Genomic DNA, 17603 nt, shown 5'->3' with positions numbered 1-17603 from the left:
CAGGAAAGATCAGGAAGACAGCCAGGCCCGCCAAGTAGGCAGCAAGGTGGCCACGAGGTCGTGCGGTGACTCGGTGTTCGGCGAGTGCATCACGCCGGGCAGCACGGCGAAGTCCGCGTCCAGCCGCTCAGCCATGTCACGCTGGGCGGCTGGGCTCCACGCGTCGTCCGCGTCACCGCACACCACGAGGCACGGGATGCCGGACGACCGCAGCGTGCGGGACAGCTTGGCCACCTGGTCCGGTTCGTAGCGCAGGCCGTTGCCCATGCCGAGCATCGCCGCGGCCGGTGAGGCCAGGAACCTGTTGCGGTAGAAGTCTTTCAGCTCTTGCGGCAGCGCGACCCACGCCGGGTTCTGCGAGGACCGCAGTTCGTTCAGCTTCTGGATGCCCTCGACGCCCTGCTCGGCCAGCACGTGCTCGCCGACGTCCAGCACCGTGCGCCGTTCGCCGGTGGGCAGCTCGGACGGGCCGGACGACATCAGCGTGAGGCCCGCGATCGGGGCACCCGCGAACACCGCCGCCCGCGCCACCAGACCGCCGTAGGAGTGGCCCAGCAGCAGCACGCGGCGGCCGTCGGCGGCGATCTTGCCGATCAGCTCGGCGAGCACCGAACCCAGCGGGCCGGGGCGGTACAGCGCCTCGTCGTCGGGGCCGGGCGAGTCCTGCTGGCCCGGCAGGTCGAGCGCGAGGACCTCGAAACCGGCGTCCGCGATCGGGTCGATGATCGGCGCGAAGTCCTCTTTGGAGCCCGTGTAGCCCGGCACGAGCAGCGCTGTCGTGCGCAACGCGTCGTCGCCCACCGCGGGCGCCCGCAGCGCCGCGATCGTGCCGTAACGGCCCGGCAGGTCGACACGTTGTGCCCGGTTCGGGCTGAGCTGCGAGTACACGAGGGAACTATCGCAGCGCGACCAGGGTTTCGCCACGCTGCTCGAGCACGACGGGACCGGCTGTGGCGAGTTGCACAGGGCCGGTGTAGCCCTCACGGCCCACCCGGATCGTGCCCACGACCGCCCCCGTGGCCTGCTCGTACACCCGCAGGCCCTCCTTCACCGGGATGACCGCGCGGCCCGCGAGCGTCGTACCGGCGCCCAGCGTGCCGTCGGCGGTCCACAGTGGAGTGAGATTTTCCAGCGACAGGGCGATCGTCTTGGAACCGGTGAACCAGAAGACGTTCGTCTTGGTCGCGAACCCGCGCGACACGTGGCTCGGCGGGTCGACGAAGTCCGCGGCGGGCACGTCGATCGGCACGTCGCTGATCTGGTTGCCGCTTTCGACGTCGAACACGACCAGCCGGCTCGGGTTCGGCATCGCCACCGCGACGAGCTTGTCCGTCACGGCGACGACCTGGGCGTTCTTGCCGCCGGTCAGCAGGCTCGTGAACACCTTCGGCTCGTCGGACTTGTCCGGGTTCGGCTTGAGCACCGAGACGCGGTCGAAGGAGTCTTCCGGGCAGCGTTCGACCATCGCGAACCGGCCGGACGTGACGGCCACCGAGCCGTACGTGCAGCCGACCCGCGGCTGCTTGTTCGGGTTCACGATCGCGCGCAGGCCGCCGTACTCCAGCGAACGCACCAGGTCGTCGCGCCGGTAGACCTCGACGAACTTCGACCCGGTCGTGATCAGGTGCGAGCCCTCGTTGAGCAGCGCCGTGCCCGGTTCCGCGTCGCCGTTGCGCTGCGCCTTGCGCTCGCCGGTGATGCCGTCGAGCGAGGTGAGCTCCGAGCAGTTCGTGCCCTTGGAGTACAGGGCCATCGCGCGGCCCCAGCCCGTGCTCACCGTGCACAGCGGCAGGTCGCGCTCGTACGTCCACCGGACGTCACCGGTCAGCGGGTCGCGGCCGTTGACCTCGCCGCCGTCGCCGGTGACGACCGTCGACGGCTTCTCCTCGCCCGTTTCCTTCACCGGGGTCTGCACGACCACCGGCGACAGCGACGCGCCGCTGCGTGCTCGCCACACCTCCGACAGCGTCGGAGGCAGTGCGACCACCTCGGGCAGCTGGTCCCACGACGACGGCCCGGTGACCGACGTCGTGGCCCGAGCATCGCTGAACGCCCAGGTCAGCACGGCCGCGACGACCGAGACGACGGCGATCAGCGCGACCGCGACGTAGTCGGCGCGGGTGCGCCACGACCGGGCGGGCGGACGTTCCTCGACGGGCTCGGGTGCGAACGGGGTCGCGGGCTCGTCGAGGACGTCCTCGATGTCGGTGACGTCGGAACCGGTGGACGACATGGTGATCAGTCTGCCGAAGGAGCGGCCTGTTCGGCAGAGGTTCGGCGACGCCGACGCCTGCGGGGCTTGTCCGACGAGGGCTGATCCGACGCCTCCGCGGCGGGAGCCTCGGCCTTGACCTCGGCACCTTCCACCGGCACGCCACCACGGCTGCGGGTGCGGCTGCGGTTGCGCTTCGGCCTGGTCGGGGTCTCCTCGCCGGCCTCGGGGGCCGTCTGCTCGCCCGCCGCGCCCGAACGGCTGCCGCTGCGACGACGCTTGCGCGGCGCCTTGCGGTCCAGCTTCTCCTCGACCTCCGCGTCCAGACCGGCCCGCGTGCGGTGGCTGAGCGGCAGCCTGCCGGTGGAGCCGGACGGGATGCCCAGGTCCTCGAACAGGTGGTCCGAGGTGGAGTAGGTCTCCATCGGCTCCGGCTGGCCGAGGTTGAGCAGCTCGTTGACGGACTGCCAGCGCGTCGTCTCGTCCCAGTCGACGAACGTGACGGCGACACCCTCGCGCCCGGCCCGGCCCGTGCGGCCGATGCGGTGCACGTAGGTCTTCTCGTCCTCGGGGCACTGGTAGTTGATGACGTGCGTCACGTCGTCGATGTCGATACCGCGCGCCGCGACGTCCGTGGCCACGAGCACGTCGACCTTGCCGCTGCGGAACGCCCGCAGCGCCTTCTCCCGCGCGCCCTGGCCCAGGTCACCGTGCACGGCGGCCGCGGCGAACCCGCGCTCGGTCAGGTCGTCGGCGATCTTCTGCGCGGTCCGCTTGGTCCGCGCGAAGATCATCGACAGGCCGCGGTCACGGGCCTGCAGCACGCGGGCCAGCATCTCCGGCTTGTCCATGGAGTGCGCCCGGTAGACGAACTGCTTGGTGCGCTCGTGCGTCTGGCCGGCGTCGTTCTCCTCGGCGCGGATGTGCGTCGGCTGGTTCAGGAACGTGCGGGCCAGCGTGATGATCGGGCCCGGCATGGTCGCGCTGAACAGCATCGTCTGACGCTGGTCGGGGACCATGTTGAGGATGCGCTCGATGTCGGGCAGGAAGCCGAGGTCGAGCATCTCGTCGGCCTCGTCCAGCACCAGCGCGCGGACCTTGCCGAGCACCAGGTGGCGCTGTTCGGCCAGGTCGAGCAGGCGGCCGGGCGTGCCGACGACGACGTCGACGCCCTTGCGGAGCTGCGAGATCTGGCGCTCGTACGGGATGCCGCCGTAGATGGCGACGACCTTCACACCCAGGTGCTTCGACGCGTCGGTGAGGTCGTGCGCGACCTGGAGACACAGCTCACGGGTGGGGACGACCACAAGTGCCTGCGGCGTGCCGTCGCCGGGCGTGTCGAGGCGGTGCAGCAGCGGCACGCCGAACCCGAGGGTCTTGCCGGTGCCGGTGCGGGCCTGACCGATCAGGTCGTCGCCGGACAGCGCGATGGGGAGCGTCAGCTCCTGGATGGCGAACGTGCGGACGATGCCGGCTTCTCCGAGCGCCTTGACGATCTCGTCACGCACTCCCAGCTCGGCGAACGTGGGGGAGTCGGTGTCCACCGGGGCATCCGCCAGCAGCGGGTGCGAGGGGTCTTCTTCGGGGACTCCGGTCTCGCTGTGCTCCAGCAGGACCGGGTCCAGATGTGCTTCTACTTCAGCGGTCAGGGTGATCAGCCTCTCTCGTACCAAGCGCGTACGAGCCCTGGCCGGGCCTCTCGACCGCGCTTGGAGATCAGCTGCGGGAAAGGTGTACGCGCACCATTTCGTGCGCCTCACGGCGGTTCGTCACACTCGTCACGCCGGGCGTCCGCTGCCATTCTACCTGGCAGGAACCATTTGACCACTAGGCTTCGTTCTCATGGGTGTTGCGGAGGGTGTTGTCGATCTTCTGGGAGCGCTTGCATATGGCGAGCTCTCGGCCTTCGACCGGATGACGGAGGACTCGCGTTCGGCGCCGACATTGGCCGGGCGCGCGGCGTTGGCGCAGATGGCCGCCGCGGAGATCGGTCACTTCACGCTGTTGCAGAAGCACCTCGCGGCGGAGGGGATCACCGTCGAGGACGCGATGGCGCCGTTCGTGAAGGGCTTCGACGCGTTCCACGAGTCGACGAGCCCGAAGTCGTGGCTCGAGTCGCTGGTGAAGGCCTACGTGGGCGACGGTCTGGCCGCCGACTTCTACCGCGAGGTGGCGGAGTGGCTGGACGAGCCGACGCGCGACCTGGTGCTCGCCGTGCTCGCCGACACGGGTCACTCGGCGTTCGCTGAGCGCGAAGTCCTGGCCGCCGTCGAGTCGGATCCACGGGTGCGCGACCGGCTCGCGCTGTGGGGCCGGCGGCTGCTCGGCGAGGCGTTGACGCAGGCCCAGTACGTGGTGGCGGAGCGGGACGGCCTCTCCGAGCTCATCGTGCGGGGCTCGGGAGACCTCGCCGGGATCGGTCAGCTGTTCCGCCGGCTTCAGCAGTCGCACGCGCGGCGCATGACGCAGCTGGGCCTGGGCTAGGTAGGCTCAGGATCAGTTTCTCTTTGAGCACGGAGGTCAGCGTGGAGGTCAGGATCGGCGTCGCGGACAGCCCGCGGGAACTCGTCGTGACCAGTGAGCTCAACCCGTCAGACGTTGAGGCTCTGGTGGCGGACGCGGTGTCCGGCAAGTCCAGCGTGCTGTCGCTGGTGGACGCCAAGGGTGCGCGTTTCGTCGTGCCCGCTGGCCGCGTCGCGTACGTGGAGATCGGCCCGCAGGACTCGCGCAAGGTCGGGTTCGGCGCCTGAGTCGTTCACCATGGGGGGCACATTCATGGACCTCACGTCCATGAATGTGCCCCCCATGGTTTGTCAGGCGGGTTCTTGGATCTTGTAGGGCGGGGTGGAGATGCCGCCGATGCGGTAGCGGCCCCACGGGTCGGGATCGGTGAGCATGCCCTCGGCTTCGCCGGTGGGGGTGCGCAGCAGAGCGGTGCGGGCGCCGGCCTCCACACGGGTGGTGACCTCGTCGTTCTGCTTGATCCGGCCGTACCAGTGGTAGCGGCCGTCGATCGGCTGGAAGTAGCCGCGCAGATCGACCGTCACCGCTACCTCGTCCTTGCCGAAAACAAGGGTCGCTGAGCCGCTGTAGCCCTCTTCGTCGTGCTCGCTCATCTAGTCCACCAATCGGAGTGGGGTGAGTGGCTTCGCCGGGTCGGCCTGGACACCGGCCGAGCGCAGCAGCCCGTCGACGGCGTGCCAGATGAGCGTGGCGAGGTAGTCGCTGAGGTTCTCGCGGGACATGGTCTGGCGGTCGAGCCACCAGTCGCCCGCGTTCTGCACCATGCCGACGAGTGCGTGCGCCCACGGCTCGGCGCCGCCGGAGTCCATCTCGAACGCGCGCAGGTAGTCGCCGAGGATGCGGGCCAGCGTGGTCGCGATGAGGTTCTTGTCCTCGGCGACGACGTCCTTCTCGACCGGGCGGTCCACAAAGGACCCCTTCACCACGAACCGGTACAGGTTCGGGTTGTCCTCGATCACGGACAGGTAGGCGTCCACGATCCCCTTGATGCGGTCGCGGATCGGGCCGTCCGCGGCCAGCGCGGGACCCATCCGGTCCATCAGCAGTTCGGTGGCCTTCTGCCCCACCGCCAGGTAGAGGTCGGACTTGTCGGTGAAGTGCCGGTACAGCACGGGCTTGCTGACGCCGGCCTCCGCGGCCACGTCCTCCATGCCGACGTCCGGGCCCTTCTTGGCCACGGCGGCGATCGTGGCCTCCACGAACTCCGCCCTGCGCTGTTCGCGATGGCCCTTCCAGCGTTCGCGTCGCGCGTCCGGCCCCTTGACAGTGCGTGCCATGTGACGCACGCTACCAGAAGTAACCGTTACCTCAAGTAACACTTACCGGGGAGGGCAACCGATGAGGGTCGCCGATCGGGAGAAGACGGCGGAGAGGCTGCTGAAGTCGTCCGCGGAGAAGTTCTACGACCCCGAGGTGGACATCGACTGGTCCGCACCTCTGGTGGACGGTCTCTTCTACATCCCTGAACAGCGGATCTCCTTGTACGGAACTCCGCTCTACGACTCTCTGACCCACGAGCAGCGCATCGAGCTGTCCAAGCACGAGCTCGCGTCCATCGCCTCGGTGGGCCTGTGGTTCGAGCTGCTGCTCATGCAGATGCTGGTCAAGGTCGTCTACAACACCGACCCGACCTCGCGGCACGCCCAGTACGCGCTGACCGAGGTGGCCGACGAGTGCCGGCACTCGACGATGTTCGCGCGCCTGGTCGAACGGATCGGCTGCCCGCCCTACGGGCCGGTGCGGGCGACCCACCGGCTGGGCAAGTTGCTGCCGACCATCGGGTACGGCCCCGCGATGTACGGCTCGATCCTGGTCGCCGAGGAGATCCTCGACCGGCTGCAGCGCGAGGCGATGAACGACGAGACGGTCCAGCCGATCGTGCGGATGGTGAACCGCATCCACGTGCTGGAGGAGGCCAGGCACGTGCGGTTCGCGCGTGAGGAGCTGCTGCGCGGGATGGGCGAGCTGAAGGCCTACGAGCTGCCGTACCAGAAGTGGCTGGTCGGGTACGTGTCGATGATGATCACGCGGACGATCATCAACCCAGCCGTGTACGCCGCCGTCGGCCTGGACGTGCGCGAGGCACACCGGCAGGCACTGCGCAATCCTCGCTTCCAGGAGACCATTCGCTGGTCGGGGGAACGGATCATGTCGTTCCTAAATGAGGCCGGACTCGTCGGAAAGCCGGGGATGCGCTCATGGCGTCGTTCGTTCTTGATGGGCTGAACGTCGTCGAGTCGGGGGAGGCGACCTCCGACGTGACCGCGGTCCTGCTGCACGGCTGGACGATGGACCTCACGACGTGGGATCGCGTCACCGCGGCTCTGCCGGGCCGGGTGGTCCGCTACGACGTGCGCGGCCACGGGAACTCCACCGGTGCCGGGACGATCTCCGAGCTCGCCGACGACCTGGCGGCGGTGCTGGAGGAACGCGTCCCGACCGGGCGGATCGTGCTGGCCGGGCACTCGCTGGGCGGCATGACGATCATGGCGCTGGCCGAGCAGCGCCCCGAGTTGTTCTCACGTGTGTCGGGGGTGGCGCTCGTGGCCACGTCGTGCGGGAACCTGCCCCGGCTGAGCGGGGTGGAGCGGCTCGCGGGGAAGTGGCTGGGCAAGCGGCCGAAGATCGGGTTCGGCCGGTTGATCACGCCTGGCCTGCGGGTCACGTTCGGCCGTCGTCCGCGCTGGTCCGACGTGCGGGCCGCGGCGGCGATGGCGGGCAACACGACCGGTGCGGCGTTCGTCGGGCTCCGCGAGGAACTCACCCTGCACCAGCGGCGTGAGGCTTTGGCGGTCCTGTCCGACATCCCGACCGTGGTGATGGCCGGATCGTGGGACCTGCTCACACCGATGCGGCACGCACGAGTGCTGGCGGACGCGCTCCCCAGCGCCGAGTTCGTCATCTACCCGAAAACCGGCCACATGCTGCCCCTCGAACGCTCCGAGGACGTGGCCCGCCGAATAGCCGCCCTGATGTGATGTTGATGAGGGGAGCTTTCATAAACCTCAGGTTTATGAAAGCTCCCCTCATCAATCTCAGTGTTGGAGGGGGAAGCCGCCGCCGATGCCTCGCCACGCGAGGTTGGAAATCAGGGCTACGGCGTCTTCTTTGGGGACTCGGCGGTTGTCGGCCAGCCAGGAGCGCGCGGTGACCTGGGACAGGCCGACGAGGCCGACGGCCAGCAGGCGGGCGCGCTCCGGGTCGAGGCCGGCGTCCGCGGTGATGGTGTCGGTGATCGCGTCGACGGAGTCCGTCGTGGCGCGCTCGACGGCGGACTGCACGGACGGCTCGGAGCGCAGGTCGGACTCGAAGACCATGCGGAAGGCCTGGCCCTCGCCGTCGACGAAGTCGTAGAAGGCGGCCACGGCGGCGCGCACGCGCAGCTTGTTGTCCGTGGAGGAGGCGATGGCGGTGCGCACACGGCCGACCAGCTCGTCCACATGGGACTCGAGCAGGGCCATGTACAGCTCCAGCTTGCCCGGGAAGTGCTGGTACAGCACCGGCTTGGACACGCCCGCGCGCTCGGCGATCTCGTCCATCGCCGCGGCGTGGTAGCCGTTGGCGACGAACACGTCCTGTGCCGCTGCCAGCAGTTGCGCGCGGCGGGCGGTGCGCGGCAGTCGAACGCCCCTGCCTGCGGGTACGCTCTGCGCCGTCTCCGTCATGGTGCCTCCAGCACGAGTGATCGGCCGTCGGAGAGGGGTTGCCTGACCGAGGCGTGAGCGCAACCTTACTCGCTGGTAGCCCACATCCGGGAACCATCTGGAGCTTCTTTCCCGCATCCTGGTCTGGTGAGCACGCTGATCCCCGCCCCGCTGTCCACCGTCGCGCTGCCGCCGCTGGACAAGTCGCAGACGCCGTGGCCAGGTGAGTTCCACCAGGTCGACGACCACGAGGTGCACGTCAGGGTCACGCCCGGCGACGGACCGCCGGCGGTCTACGTGCACGGGCTCGGCGGGTCCGCGACGAACTGGACGGATCTCGCGGCCCAGCTGCGGGAGCACGTCCGCGGCTATTCGCTCGACCTGCCCGGCTTCGGGCGTTCGGAGCCGATCCCCGGCTATGACTTCAGCCTCGCCACGCACGCCCGCACGGTGATCAAGTACCTGGAGACGCTGAACGAGCCCGTGCACCTGTTCGGCAACTCGATGGGCGGCGCGATCTCGGTCATCATCGCCGCGACCAGGCCGGAACTGGTGAAGACGCTCACACTCGTGAGCCCGGCCGTCCCCGACCTGCGGCCGCGGCTCGACCGCATGTCGGACCCGCGGATGGCGCTCGCGGTCCTGCCGATCATCGGGTCGAAGGTCCGCAGGGAACTCGCCAAGCTGAGCGCGCACGAGCGCACCAGGCAGATGCTCGATCTGTGCTTCGCCGACCCGAGCGTGGTGCCCGACCACCGCATCGAGGAGTCGATCAAGGAGAACGAGGAGCGCGCCCGGCAGCAGTGGGCGGGGCAGGCGCTCAACCGCAGCACGTTCGGGCTGATGCAGAGCTGGTTCACGCCGGGACCGAAGTCGCTCTGGCGGCTGTTGCCGCAGGTCAAGGCCCCCACGCTGGTGCTGTGGGGCGAGCACGACCGGCTGGTCAGCGTGCAGAAGGGACCTCGGACGGCCAGGCTGCTGCCCAGGGGACGACTGCTCGTGCTGCCACGCACCGGCCACGTCGCCCAGATGGAACGGCCCACCACCGTGGCGAGGGCCGTGCTGGGCATGTGGGAGGCGGTCGACCGACACACATGGTGACGAACAACGGCCATACAGGGGGTGTGGGACCCTGGGCAACGTGAATCGCGCCCCCGAGCGAGGACGAACTGATCCGTCAGTCGACCGCTACCGTCGTGGCGAGCGCCGGACCAGCGCCGAACCGCTCGCGGCTGCCTGGGAACCCGACGGCACCGCCCAGCACCGCAGACCCCGCAAGCGCGGCGGGGTGAAGAAGCTCGTCGCCAACTACGGCTGGCGCATCTACGCGATCCCGGTCCTGCTCGTGCTGACCGCGCTGGTGGTGCTCGACACCGTCCAGCCGAAGTCGCCCGCGGCCGGAGGCGCCAGCACCAACAACGCCGCCGAGACGCCCGTCAGCACGCCCGAGGCGCCTCCGTCCGAGGTGCAGGGCCAGAAACCGAAGCTGGACATCCCCACCGCCGAGCTGCCGCCGGGACCGGCGTTCTCCGAGAACGGCGTCGGCACCTGGCGGGCGATCGCGGGCAGCGGGGCCAGGGTCGGCGAGGGGAACGCGCGGACGTTCCGCAAGTACGCCATCGCCATCGAGGACGGCGTGCAGCCCGCCGACTACAACAACGACGACGCGGCGTTCGCGCGGACCGTCGACGGGATCCTGGCCGACCCGCGCAGCTGGATCGGCACCAAGCAGGTGGCGCTGCAGCGGGTCGAGGCGAACCAGAACCCGGACTTCGTCATTTCCCTGACCAGCACGAAGACGACGCACACGATCTGCGGCAAGGAGATCCCGTTCGAGACGTCGTGCTACGACAAGCCGACCAAGCGGGTGGTCATCAACGTCGCCCGGTGGGTGCGCGGCGCGATGGTCTACGGGTCCGACATCCCCGGATACCGGACCTACGTGATCAACCACGAGGTCGGCCACGCGCTCGGCAACGGGCACGCGGCGTGTGCCGAGAACGACGCACCGGCCCCGGTGATGATGCAGCAGACGTTCGGCGTGGCGAACAACTTCGTGTCACAGCTCAACGCGGGACAGGACGTCGTGCCCGCGGACGGCAAGATCTGCAAGGTGAACCCGTTTCCCGCAGGCTGAGACGGCTTTCCAACGGGGAAGAGTCGAGGCAGGGTAGACGTTGTCTCGGACACGGAGACATTCGTCGAGGAGGACCAGCATGGCGCTTCCGCCGCTCGTTGAGCCAGCCGCGGAGCTGACCAAGGAAGAAGTCGCGCGCTACAGCCGGCACCTGATCATCCCGGACGTCGGGGTGGACGGGCAGAAACGGCTGAAGAACGCGAAGGTGCTCGTCGTCGGCGCGGGCGGCCTGGGCAGCCCGGCACTGCTGTACCTGGCCGCGGCCGGAGTCGGCACGCTCGGCGTCGTCGACTTCGACGTCGTGGACGAGTCGAACCTGCAGCGTCAGGTCATTCACGGCCAGTCCGACGTCGGCCGCCCCAAGGCGGAGTCCGCGCGCGACTCGGTCGCCGAGATCAACCCGTTCGTCAAGGTCGTGCTGCACCAGACGCATCTCAACTCCGAGAACGCGCTGGACATCTTCCGCGACTACGACCTGATCCTCGACGGCACCGACAACTTCGCCACGCGTTACCTGGTGAACGACGCCGCGGTGCTGCTGGGCAAGCCGTACGTGTGGGGCTCGATCTTCCGGTTCGAGGGCCAGGTCAGCGTCTTCTGGGAGGACGCCCCGAACGGCCAGGGCCTGAACTACCGCGACCTCTACCCGGAGCCGCCGCCTCCCGGCATGGTCCCGTCGTGCGCCGAAGGCGGCGTGCTGGGCGTGCTGTGCGCGTCGATCGGCTCGATCATGGTGACCGAGGCGATCAAGCTGCTCACGGGCATCGGCGACCCGCTGCTGGGCCGTCTGATGGTCTACGACGCGCTGGAGATGTCGTACCGGACCATCAAGATCCGCAAGGACCCGGAGTCCCCGAAGATCACCGAGCTGATCGACTACGAGGCGTTCTGCGGGGTCGTGTCCACGGACGCGCAGCAGGCCGCCGCGGGCAACACGATCACGCCGCTCGAGCTCAAGCACAAGCAGGAGTCCGGTGAGGACTTCCTGCTGGTGGACGTGCGCGAGCCGCACGAGTACGAGATCGTGAAGATCCCGGGCTCGGTGCTCATCCCGAAGGACAAGATCCTCTCAGGTGAGGCGTTCTCGGAGCTGCCGCAGGACAAGCCGCTGGTGCTGCACTGCAAGTCCGGCGCTCGGTCGGCCGAGGCCCTCGCGGCGCTGCACAAGGCGGGTTTCAAGGACGCGGTGCACGTCGGTGGCGGAGTGCTCGCCTGGGCTCGCGAAGTCGACCCCAGCCTGCCCACGTACTAGTCCCGACTGGGCTGTTCGGGTGGTGGCGTCAAAAAGCCGCGTGTCGCGGTCCACCACCCGGACGGTCTAGCCAGGTAGCGTGCCGGATCGTGACCCGGTCCCCCGAACCGCCCCCAGCGCACGTGCGTGCGGCGTTCGGGGCACGTGACGCCGAACCAGAGCTCATCGACGGTGGCCCTGCGTGGCGTTGCGGCGACGCGACCATCCGGCCCGCGCCCAAGCCGGCCGAGGCCACCTGGATCGCCAAGACCCTCGACGGGCTGGACGTGCCGAACCTGCGCATCGGCAGACCGTTGCGCTCGACCGACGGCCGGTACGTCGTCGGCGGCTGGTCGGCCACCAAGTTCCTCGCCGGTCGGGCCGAGGCACGCCACGACGAGGTCATCGCGGTCGCGCAACGACTCCACCAGGCCACGGCCGAGCTGCCGAAACCCCGGTTCCTGGACACCCGCACGGACGTGTTCGCGGTCGCCGACCGCAAGGCGTGGGGCGAGGAGGACGTGCCGCTCGACGCCGACCTCGGCGGCCGGCTGTTCGACCTGCTGAAGGACGTGCAGAAGCCGCTCAACCTCAAGCCGCAGGTCGTGCACGGTGACCTGTTCGGCAACGTGCTGTTCGCCGGCGACGCCCAACCCGCCGTCATCGACTTCACCGCGTACTGGCGCCCGGCCGAGTGGGCCGCCGCGGTGATCGCCGTGGACGCCGTCGCGTGGGGTGGCGCGGACTCCGGACTGCTCCACCGGTGGAGCCACCAGGCCGAGTGGGAACAGGTGCTGCTGCGCGCGACTCTGTTCCGTCTGGCTGTGCACGCGCTGCACCCGTTGTCAACATCACAGTCCTTTGCGGGCTTGGAACATGCTGCTCACCAGGTCACCGCACTCCTCTGAGCGGGTCATTTTCCACTGACGAAACATTCCGGAGCATCGGGTTAACAGGGGCTTCTTAGCGTCAGCTGCGTGACCCATTGCCCCTACTGCGCGCTGCAGTGCTCCATGAGCGTCATCGACGGCCAGGTGACCCCTGGTCCCGGTGGGCTGTGCCAGAAGGGCTGGACGGCGGGGGAGCTGCTGCGCCATCCGTCCCGCCTGACCACGCCGCTGCTGCACGGCGCTCCGGTGTCGTGGGACGAGGCGCTGGACTACGTGGCCTCCCGGATCCGGTCGTACGAGCCCGACGAGGTCGCCGTGTTCGGCGGTGGCGGGCTCACCAACGAGAAGGCGTACCTGCTCGGCAAGTTCGCGCGCGTCGCCCTGAAGACCTCGCAGATCGACTACAACGGCCGGTTCTGCATGTCGTCGGCGGCCGCGGCGGGCAACAAGGCGTTCGGGCTGGACCGCGGTCTGCCGTTTCCGCTGACCGACCTGCGGACCGCCGACACGATCCTGCTGGCCGGCTCGAACCCGGCCGAGACCATGCCGCCGTTCCTGCGGCACCTGGAGGGCGCGCGGCTGATCGTCATCGACCCGCGCCGGACGCCGACCGCCGAGCGCGCCACGTTGCACCTGCAGCCCGCGCCGGGCACGGATCTCGCGCTGGCGCTCGGGTTGCTGCACACGGCCGTGATCGAGGGCGTGATCGACAAGGAGTACGTCTCCGAGCGGACCTCGGGCTTCGACGACGCCTGGCGGGTCGCCGCGCAGTGGTGGCCCGAGCACACCGAACGCGTCACGGGTGTCTCGGCCGCTGATCAGCGCGCCGCCGTGCACATGCTGGCCGGGCGGTCCTACATTCTGACCGGCCGCGGCACCGAGCAGCACGCCACGGGCACCGACAACGTCTCGGCGTGGATCAACCTGGCGCTCGCGCTGGGCCTGCCGGGGCGCACCGGGTCCGGCTACGGCTGCCTGACGGGGCAGGGCAACGGGCAGGGCGGGCGTGAGCACGGCCAGAAGGCCGACCAGCTGCCCGGTTACCGCAAGCTCGACGATCCGGCGGCGCGCAAGCACATCATGGAGGTCTGGGGCGTCGACTGGTTGCCCGGACCGGGACGCAGCGCGTACGAGCTGCTGGACGCCGACGACCTCAAGGCGATGCTGGTGTTCGGCAGCAACCCGGTGGTGTCCGCGCCGCGGGCGTCCGGGGTGGCTGACCGGTTGAAGGCGCTGGACCTGTTGGTGGTGGCGGACTTCGTGATGTCCGAGACCGCCGCGATGGCCGACGTCGTGTTCCCGGTCACGCAGTGGGCCGAGGAAGACGGCACGATGACCAACCTCGAAGGCCGGATCATCAGGCGTCGCAAGGCACTCGACCCACCTGCCGGGGTGCGCAGCGACCTGGAGCTGATCAACGGCCTGGCCTCGCGCCTCGGCGCGGTCGGGTTCTCCACCGAGCCGCGGGTCGTGTTCGACGAACTGCGCCGCGCTTCGAAGGGCGGCCCGTCCGACTACTCCGGCATCACCTACGAGCGGCTGGAGTCCGAGCAGCTGCACTGGCCGGTGCCGTCCGTCGATCATCCCGGCACGCCGAGGCTCTTCCTCGACCGGTTCGCGCACGCCGACGGGCTGGCCCGGTTCATCCCGGTCGACCACCGCGGCCCCGCCGAGCCGCCGGACGACGAGTTCCCGTTGCAGGCCACCACCGGACGGGTGCTGCAGCACTACCAGTCGGGCGCGCAGACGCGCCTCATCGGCGAGTTGATGAAGGCAGTTCCCGAGATGTACGTGGAAATGCACCCGGACACGGCTTCCCGGGCCGGCCTCGCTTCCGGCGAGTCCGCCCAGGTCGTGTCCAGGCGCGGAACGGTGACGGCTGTCGTGCGGTGCGTGCCGAGCATGCGCGCCGACGCGGTGTTCCTGCCGTTCCACTTCCCCGGTGACGGGCGGGCGAACCTGCTCACCAACCCCGCGCTCGATCCCACGAGCCGGATGCCCGAGTTCAAGGTCTGCGCGGTGCGATTGGAGCGGGTATGCGACGAGTCGTGATCGTTGGCTACGGCATGGCGGGCGCACGGTTGGCCGACGAGCTGCGCCGCCGTGACCAGGACATCTCCATCACCATCATCGGTGCCGAGCCGCACGCCGCGTACAACCGCGTGCTGCTCTCGACGGTGGTCGCCGGGACCATGACACCGGGTTCGACCCGGCTGCACGACGAGAAGTGGGCCGCCGACCACAACATCGACCTGCACCTGAGCCACGAGGTCGTCTCGATCGACCGATCGTCACGCACCGTGACGGTGGAGGACACGCGGGGAGCTTTCGTTCGCTCTGACAGTACGGAAGGGCCCCGCGTGAGCCTGCCGTACGACGCGTTGGTGCTCGCTACGGGTAGTACGCCGTGGGTTCCGCCCGCCGAGGGGTTGGTCGAGGACGGGAAGCTGGCGGCCGGTGTGGTGGCGTTCCGGACGCTCGACGACTGCGCCGAGATCGAGGCCAAGGCCCACAAGGGTGCACCTGTGGTCGTCCTCGGTGGCGGCTTGTTGGGCATCGAGGCCGCGCGTGGCCTGGCCGGGCGCGGCTGCCTGGTCACGGTCGTCCACCCGGTCGGCCACCTCATGGAACGCCAGCTCGACCCCGGTGCGGGCGGCGTCCTGGCCCGCACCCTCGGTCAGCTCGGCATCGAGTTCCGCCTCAACGCGCTGGCCGCCAAGTACCTGCCCGGTGACGGCCTGATCCTCGACGACGGCACGCACGTTCCCGCTGAGCTCGTCGTGGTCTCCGCGGGTGTGCGCGCCGAAACGTCGTTGGCCGTCGAGGCGGGCCTGGAGGTCGACCGCGGCATCGTCGTCGACGACGCCCTGCGCACCAGCGACCCGCGCATCCACGCCATCGGTGACTGCGCCCAGCACCCCGGCACGGTCTCCGGCCTGGTGCAACCCGCGTGGGACCAGGCCGCCGTGCTCGCGGACCGTCTGACCGGCGCGAACCCGGCTTCCAGGTACCGCGGCACGTCTGTCGTCACCCGGCTGAAGGCTCGTGACGTCGACCTGGCCGCGCTGGGTGACGTCCACACCGAGGTGGACTGCCCGGACTCGGAGGTCCTGTGCTTCCAGGAACCCTCGCGCGGCCGCTACGCCAAGCTCGTGCTGCGCGACGACAGGGTGGCCGGCGCGATCGTCATCGGCGCACCGGACGCGGCCGCCACGATCACCCAGCTCTACGACCGCGGCATCCCCGCTCCGACCGACCGGCTGGCGTTGCTGCTGGGACGGGCGTTGCCGGCGGAAGCCGCGTCGCCGGCCGACTTGCCGTCCAGCGCGGTGATCTGCCGGTGCAACACCGTTTCCAAGGGACAGATCGTCTCGGCCTGGCGTGCGGGGGCGGAAACCGTTCCGCAGCTCGCGGAGGCGACCCGGGCGACCACTGGCTGTGGTGGGTGCAAGGACGCGGTGTGCGGGTTGCTGGACTGGCTCGGAGCCTCACAGCCCGCCTCGGCGTGATGTGCGGTGGAGTTCCCGTCGCCGTCATCGGCCAGAACCCCTCGGTAATCCGAGGTTCTTAGTTTTTCGGCAGTCGCCGAACCCTTGTGGAGGACATTCATGAGCCGCTGGATCGAGCACTGGGAGCCGGAGAAGCCCGAGTTCTGGGAGAGCACCGGCAAGCGGATCGCGCGCAAGAACCTGGCGCTCAGCATCTTCGCGGAGAACCTCGGGTTCAGCGTGTGGGTGCTGATGAGCATCGTCGTCGTCAGCCTCGGCTCGGTCGGCTTCAACTTCAGCGTGGGCCAGCAGTTCTGGCTGCTGATCGTGCCGAACCTGGTCGGCGCGGTGCTGCGGGTGCCCTACACGTTCGCGGTGCCGAAGTTCGGCGGGCGGGCCTGGACCACGATCAGCGCCGGTCTGCTGCTGATCCCGACCGCGATGCTGGCCTACGCGGTGACCACGCCGGGCACGCCCTACTGGTTCTTCCTGCTGACCTCGGCCGCGATGGGTCTGGGTGGCGGCAACTTCTCGTCGTCGATGGCGAACATCTCGTTCTTCTACCCGGAGGGCAAGAAGGGCCTGGCGCTCGGCATGAACGCCGCCGGCGGCAACCTCGGTGTCGCGGTCACGCAGCTCATCGTGCCGATCGTGATCACCATCGGCACCGGGGTCCACCTCGCCTACGCGGCGCTGATCTGGATGCCGTTCATCGTGGTCGCCACGATCTGCGCGTGGTTCTTCATGGACAGCCTGACGCAGGCCAAGCCGGACGGCCAGTCCTACAAGCTGGCCATGTCGAACATGCACACGTGGGTGATGTCGTTCCTGTACATCGGCACGTTCGGCTCGTTCATCGGCTTCTCGTTCGCGTTCCCGTCCCTGATCAAGATCAGCTTCGTCGACTACAAGGGCTGGGTGGCGCTCGCGTTCCTCGGTGCGCTGATCGGCTCGGTGGCCCGTCCGTTCGGTGGCTGGCTGGCCGACCGGATCGGCGGCGCGAAGGTGACCGCGGGCACGTTCGTGGGGCTCGCGATCGGCACGATCGGCGTGATCGTGAGCGTCGACTTGAAGAACTTCGCGCTGTTCTTCGGTTCGTTCATCGCACTGTTCGTGCTGGCCGGCGTGGGCAACGGCTCGACGTACCGGATGATCCCGGCGATCTTCCGCACGCAGTCCGACGACGACAAGTCGGCCAAGAGGCAGGCGGCCGCGGTGGTCGGCATCGCGGGCGCGATCGGCGCGGCCGGTGGCGTGCTGGTGAACTACGTGTTCAAGCTCTCGCTCGAGGGCTCGAAGACCCTGGCACCCGCGCTGACCGCGTTCCTGGTCTTCTACGGGCTCTGCCTCGCCACGACCTGGTGGTTCTACCTGCGGCGCAACGTGTTCGCGGCCCGGCCGTCGCTGGCCTACGCCGGCGTGTGACGCACGTCGCCTGAACTGCGGAGAGAGTTTCCTTTAACACCCGCGAAATATTG

Annotated in this window: 17 protein-coding genes; 11 read left to right on the top strand and 6 right to left on the bottom strand. The window is 69.2% G+C overall.

Going from position 1 to position 17603, the window contains the following annotated elements; genetic code table 11:
• Positions 1-9 precede the first annotated feature (9 nt).
• The 3 genes from G7043_RS45745 to G7043_RS45735 are packed head-to-tail and all read right to left on the bottom strand — an operon-like array spanning position 10 to position 3885.
• Entirely contained in the window at positions 10-888 is an 879-nt protein-coding gene (locus G7043_RS45745) for an alpha/beta fold hydrolase (protein WP_166055715.1), read from the bottom strand.
• A gap of 7 nt (positions 889-895) precedes the next feature.
• Entirely contained in the window at positions 896-2233 is a 1338-nt protein-coding gene (locus tag G7043_RS45740; RefSeq protein ID WP_207312603.1) for an Rv3212 family protein, read from the bottom strand.
• A 5-nt stretch (positions 2234-2238) separates the two neighbouring features.
• Positions 2239-3885 carry a DEAD/DEAH box helicase gene (locus tag G7043_RS45735; RefSeq protein ID WP_166055713.1) on the bottom strand — a complete coding sequence of 549 codons (1647 nt, stop codon included), beginning with the start codon at positions 3883-3885 and terminating at the stop codon, positions 2239-2241.
• Positions 3886-4054: 169 nt separating this feature from the next.
• Between G7043_RS45735 and G7043_RS45730 the strand changes: the two genes are divergently transcribed.
• Complete coding sequence (locus G7043_RS45730; protein ID WP_166055711.1) at positions 4055-4696, top strand: ferritin-like fold-containing protein; 642 nt, start codon at positions 4055-4057, stop codon at positions 4694-4696.
• A gap of 41 nt (positions 4697-4737) precedes the next feature.
• Entirely contained in the window at positions 4738-4962 is a 225-nt protein-coding gene (locus tag G7043_RS45725; RefSeq protein ID WP_030474076.1) for a DUF3107 domain-containing protein, read from the top strand.
• A 63-nt stretch (positions 4963-5025) separates the two neighbouring features.
• On the opposite strand, the gene G7043_RS45720 is transcribed toward G7043_RS45725, so the two are convergent.
• Positions 5026-5328, bottom strand: coding sequence for a DUF4873 domain-containing protein (locus tag G7043_RS45720; RefSeq protein ID WP_166055709.1), 303 nt, complete (start codon positions 5326-5328; stop codon positions 5026-5028).
• Positions 5329-6012, bottom strand: a complete 684-nt coding sequence (locus G7043_RS45715) for a TetR/AcrR family transcriptional regulator (protein WP_166055707.1) — start codon at positions 6010-6012, stop codon at positions 5329-5331. It abuts the gene before it with no gap.
• Positions 6013-6073: 61 nt separating this feature from the next.
• On the opposite strand from G7043_RS45715, the gene G7043_RS45710 reads away from it, so the two are divergent.
• Both G7043_RS45710 and G7043_RS45705 read left to right on the top strand, forming a co-directional pair.
• Positions 6074-6961 carry an AurF N-oxygenase family protein gene (locus tag G7043_RS45710; RefSeq protein ID WP_166055705.1) on the top strand — a complete coding sequence of 296 codons (888 nt, stop codon included), beginning with the start codon at positions 6074-6076 and terminating at the stop codon, positions 6959-6961.
• On the top strand, positions 6934-7713 hold the full coding sequence (locus G7043_RS45705) for an alpha/beta fold hydrolase (RefSeq protein ID WP_166055703.1): 780 nt from the start codon (positions 6934-6936) through the stop codon (positions 7711-7713). The genes G7043_RS45710 and G7043_RS45705 overlap by 28 nt, the downstream gene beginning before the upstream one ends.
• A gap of 57 nt (positions 7714-7770) precedes the next feature.
• Here G7043_RS45705 and G7043_RS45700 read toward each other — a convergent pair whose 3' ends face one another.
• On the bottom strand, positions 7771-8400 hold the full coding sequence (locus G7043_RS45700) for a TetR/AcrR family transcriptional regulator (RefSeq protein WP_166055701.1): 630 nt from the start codon (positions 8398-8400) through the stop codon (positions 7771-7773).
• A 126-nt stretch (positions 8401-8526) separates the two neighbouring features.
• Between G7043_RS45700 and G7043_RS45695 the strand changes: the two genes are divergently transcribed.
• The 7 genes from G7043_RS45695 to G7043_RS45665 all read left to right on the top strand — a co-directional run bounded on the left by G7043_RS45695 (position 8527) and on the right by G7043_RS45665 (position 17550).
• Entirely contained in the window at positions 8527-9480 is a 954-nt protein-coding gene (locus G7043_RS45695; RefSeq protein WP_313888418.1) for an alpha/beta fold hydrolase, read from the top strand.
• Between the two features lie 40 nt (positions 9481-9520).
• Complete coding sequence (locus tag G7043_RS50270) at positions 9521-10516, top strand: DUF3152 domain-containing protein (protein ID WP_313888417.1); 996 nt, start codon at positions 9521-9523, stop codon at positions 10514-10516.
• Positions 10517-10595: 79 nt separating this feature from the next.
• Positions 10596-11768: an adenylyltransferase/sulfurtransferase MoeZ gene (gene moeZ / locus G7043_RS45685; protein WP_166055699.1), complete on the top strand. Its 1173-nt coding sequence runs from the start codon at positions 10596-10598 to the stop codon at positions 11766-11768.
• An 89-nt stretch (positions 11769-11857) separates the two neighbouring features.
• Positions 11858-12655 (top strand): TIGR02569 family protein, encoded by a 798-nt coding sequence (locus G7043_RS45680; protein ID WP_166055697.1) that lies wholly within the window; start codon positions 11858-11860, stop codon positions 12653-12655.
• A gap of 105 nt (positions 12656-12760) precedes the next feature.
• On the top strand, positions 12761-14689 hold the full coding sequence (locus tag G7043_RS45675; RefSeq protein WP_166055789.1) for a molybdopterin oxidoreductase family protein: 1929 nt from the start codon (positions 12761-12763) through the stop codon (positions 14687-14689).
• Positions 14674-16146, top strand: a complete 1473-nt coding sequence (locus tag G7043_RS45670) for an FAD-dependent oxidoreductase (protein ID WP_166055695.1) — start codon at positions 14674-14676, stop codon at positions 16144-16146. The genes G7043_RS45675 and G7043_RS45670 overlap by 16 nt, the downstream gene beginning before the upstream one ends.
• A 99-nt stretch (positions 16147-16245) precedes the next feature.
• On the top strand, positions 16246-17550 hold the full coding sequence (locus G7043_RS45665) for an MFS transporter (protein ID WP_166055693.1): 1305 nt from the start codon (positions 16246-16248) through the stop codon (positions 17548-17550).
• The last annotated feature ends 53 nt before the right edge of the window (positions 17551-17603 follow it).

It is taken from the genome of Lentzea alba, assembly GCF_011067745.1.
Classification (GTDB): Bacteria; Actinomycetota; Actinomycetes; order Mycobacteriales; family Pseudonocardiaceae; genus Lentzea; species Lentzea alba.
The sequence above is the reverse complement of the archived record's forward strand: the minus strand, read 5'-3'. Positions and strand labels throughout refer to the sequence as shown.

What these genes read in the sequence shown, in the direction of transcription:
- G7043_RS45700 (WP_166055701.1), bottom strand. Translation starts at nt 8,400, where the DNA reads ATGACGGAGACGGCGCAGAGCGTACCCGCAGGCAGGGGCGTTCGACTG.
- G7043_RS45715 (WP_166055707.1), bottom strand. Translation starts at nt 6,012, where the DNA reads ATGGCACGCACTGTCAAGGGGCCGGACGCGCGACGCGAACGCTGGAAG.
- G7043_RS45665 (WP_166055693.1), top strand. Translation starts at nt 16,246, where the DNA reads ATGAGCCGCTGGATCGAGCACTGGGAGCCGGAGAAGCCCGAGTTCTGG.
- G7043_RS45705 (WP_166055703.1), top strand. Translation starts at nt 6,934, where the DNA reads ATGGCGTCGTTCGTTCTTGATGGGCTGAACGTCGTCGAGTCGGGGGAG.
- G7043_RS45670 (WP_166055695.1), top strand. Translation starts at nt 14,674, where the DNA reads ATGCGACGAGTCGTGATCGTTGGCTACGGCATGGCGGGCGCACGGTTG.
- G7043_RS45720 (WP_166055709.1), bottom strand. Translation starts at nt 5,328, where the DNA reads ATGAGCGAGCACGACGAAGAGGGCTACAGCGGCTCAGCGACCCTTGTT.
- G7043_RS45675 (WP_166055789.1), top strand. Translation starts at nt 12,761, where the DNA reads ATGAGCGTCATCGACGGCCAGGTGACCCCTGGTCCCGGTGGGCTGTGC.
- moeZ (WP_166055699.1), top strand. Translation starts at nt 10,596, where the DNA reads ATGGCGCTTCCGCCGCTCGTTGAGCCAGCCGCGGAGCTGACCAAGGAA.
- G7043_RS45710 (WP_166055705.1), top strand. Translation starts at nt 6,074, where the DNA reads ATGAGGGTCGCCGATCGGGAGAAGACGGCGGAGAGGCTGCTGAAGTCG.
- G7043_RS45730 (WP_166055711.1), top strand. Translation starts at nt 4,055, where the DNA reads ATGGGTGTTGCGGAGGGTGTTGTCGATCTTCTGGGAGCGCTTGCATAT.
- G7043_RS45740 (WP_207312603.1), bottom strand. Translation starts at nt 2,233, where the DNA reads ATGTCGTCCACCGGTTCCGACGTCACCGACATCGAGGACGTCCTCGAC.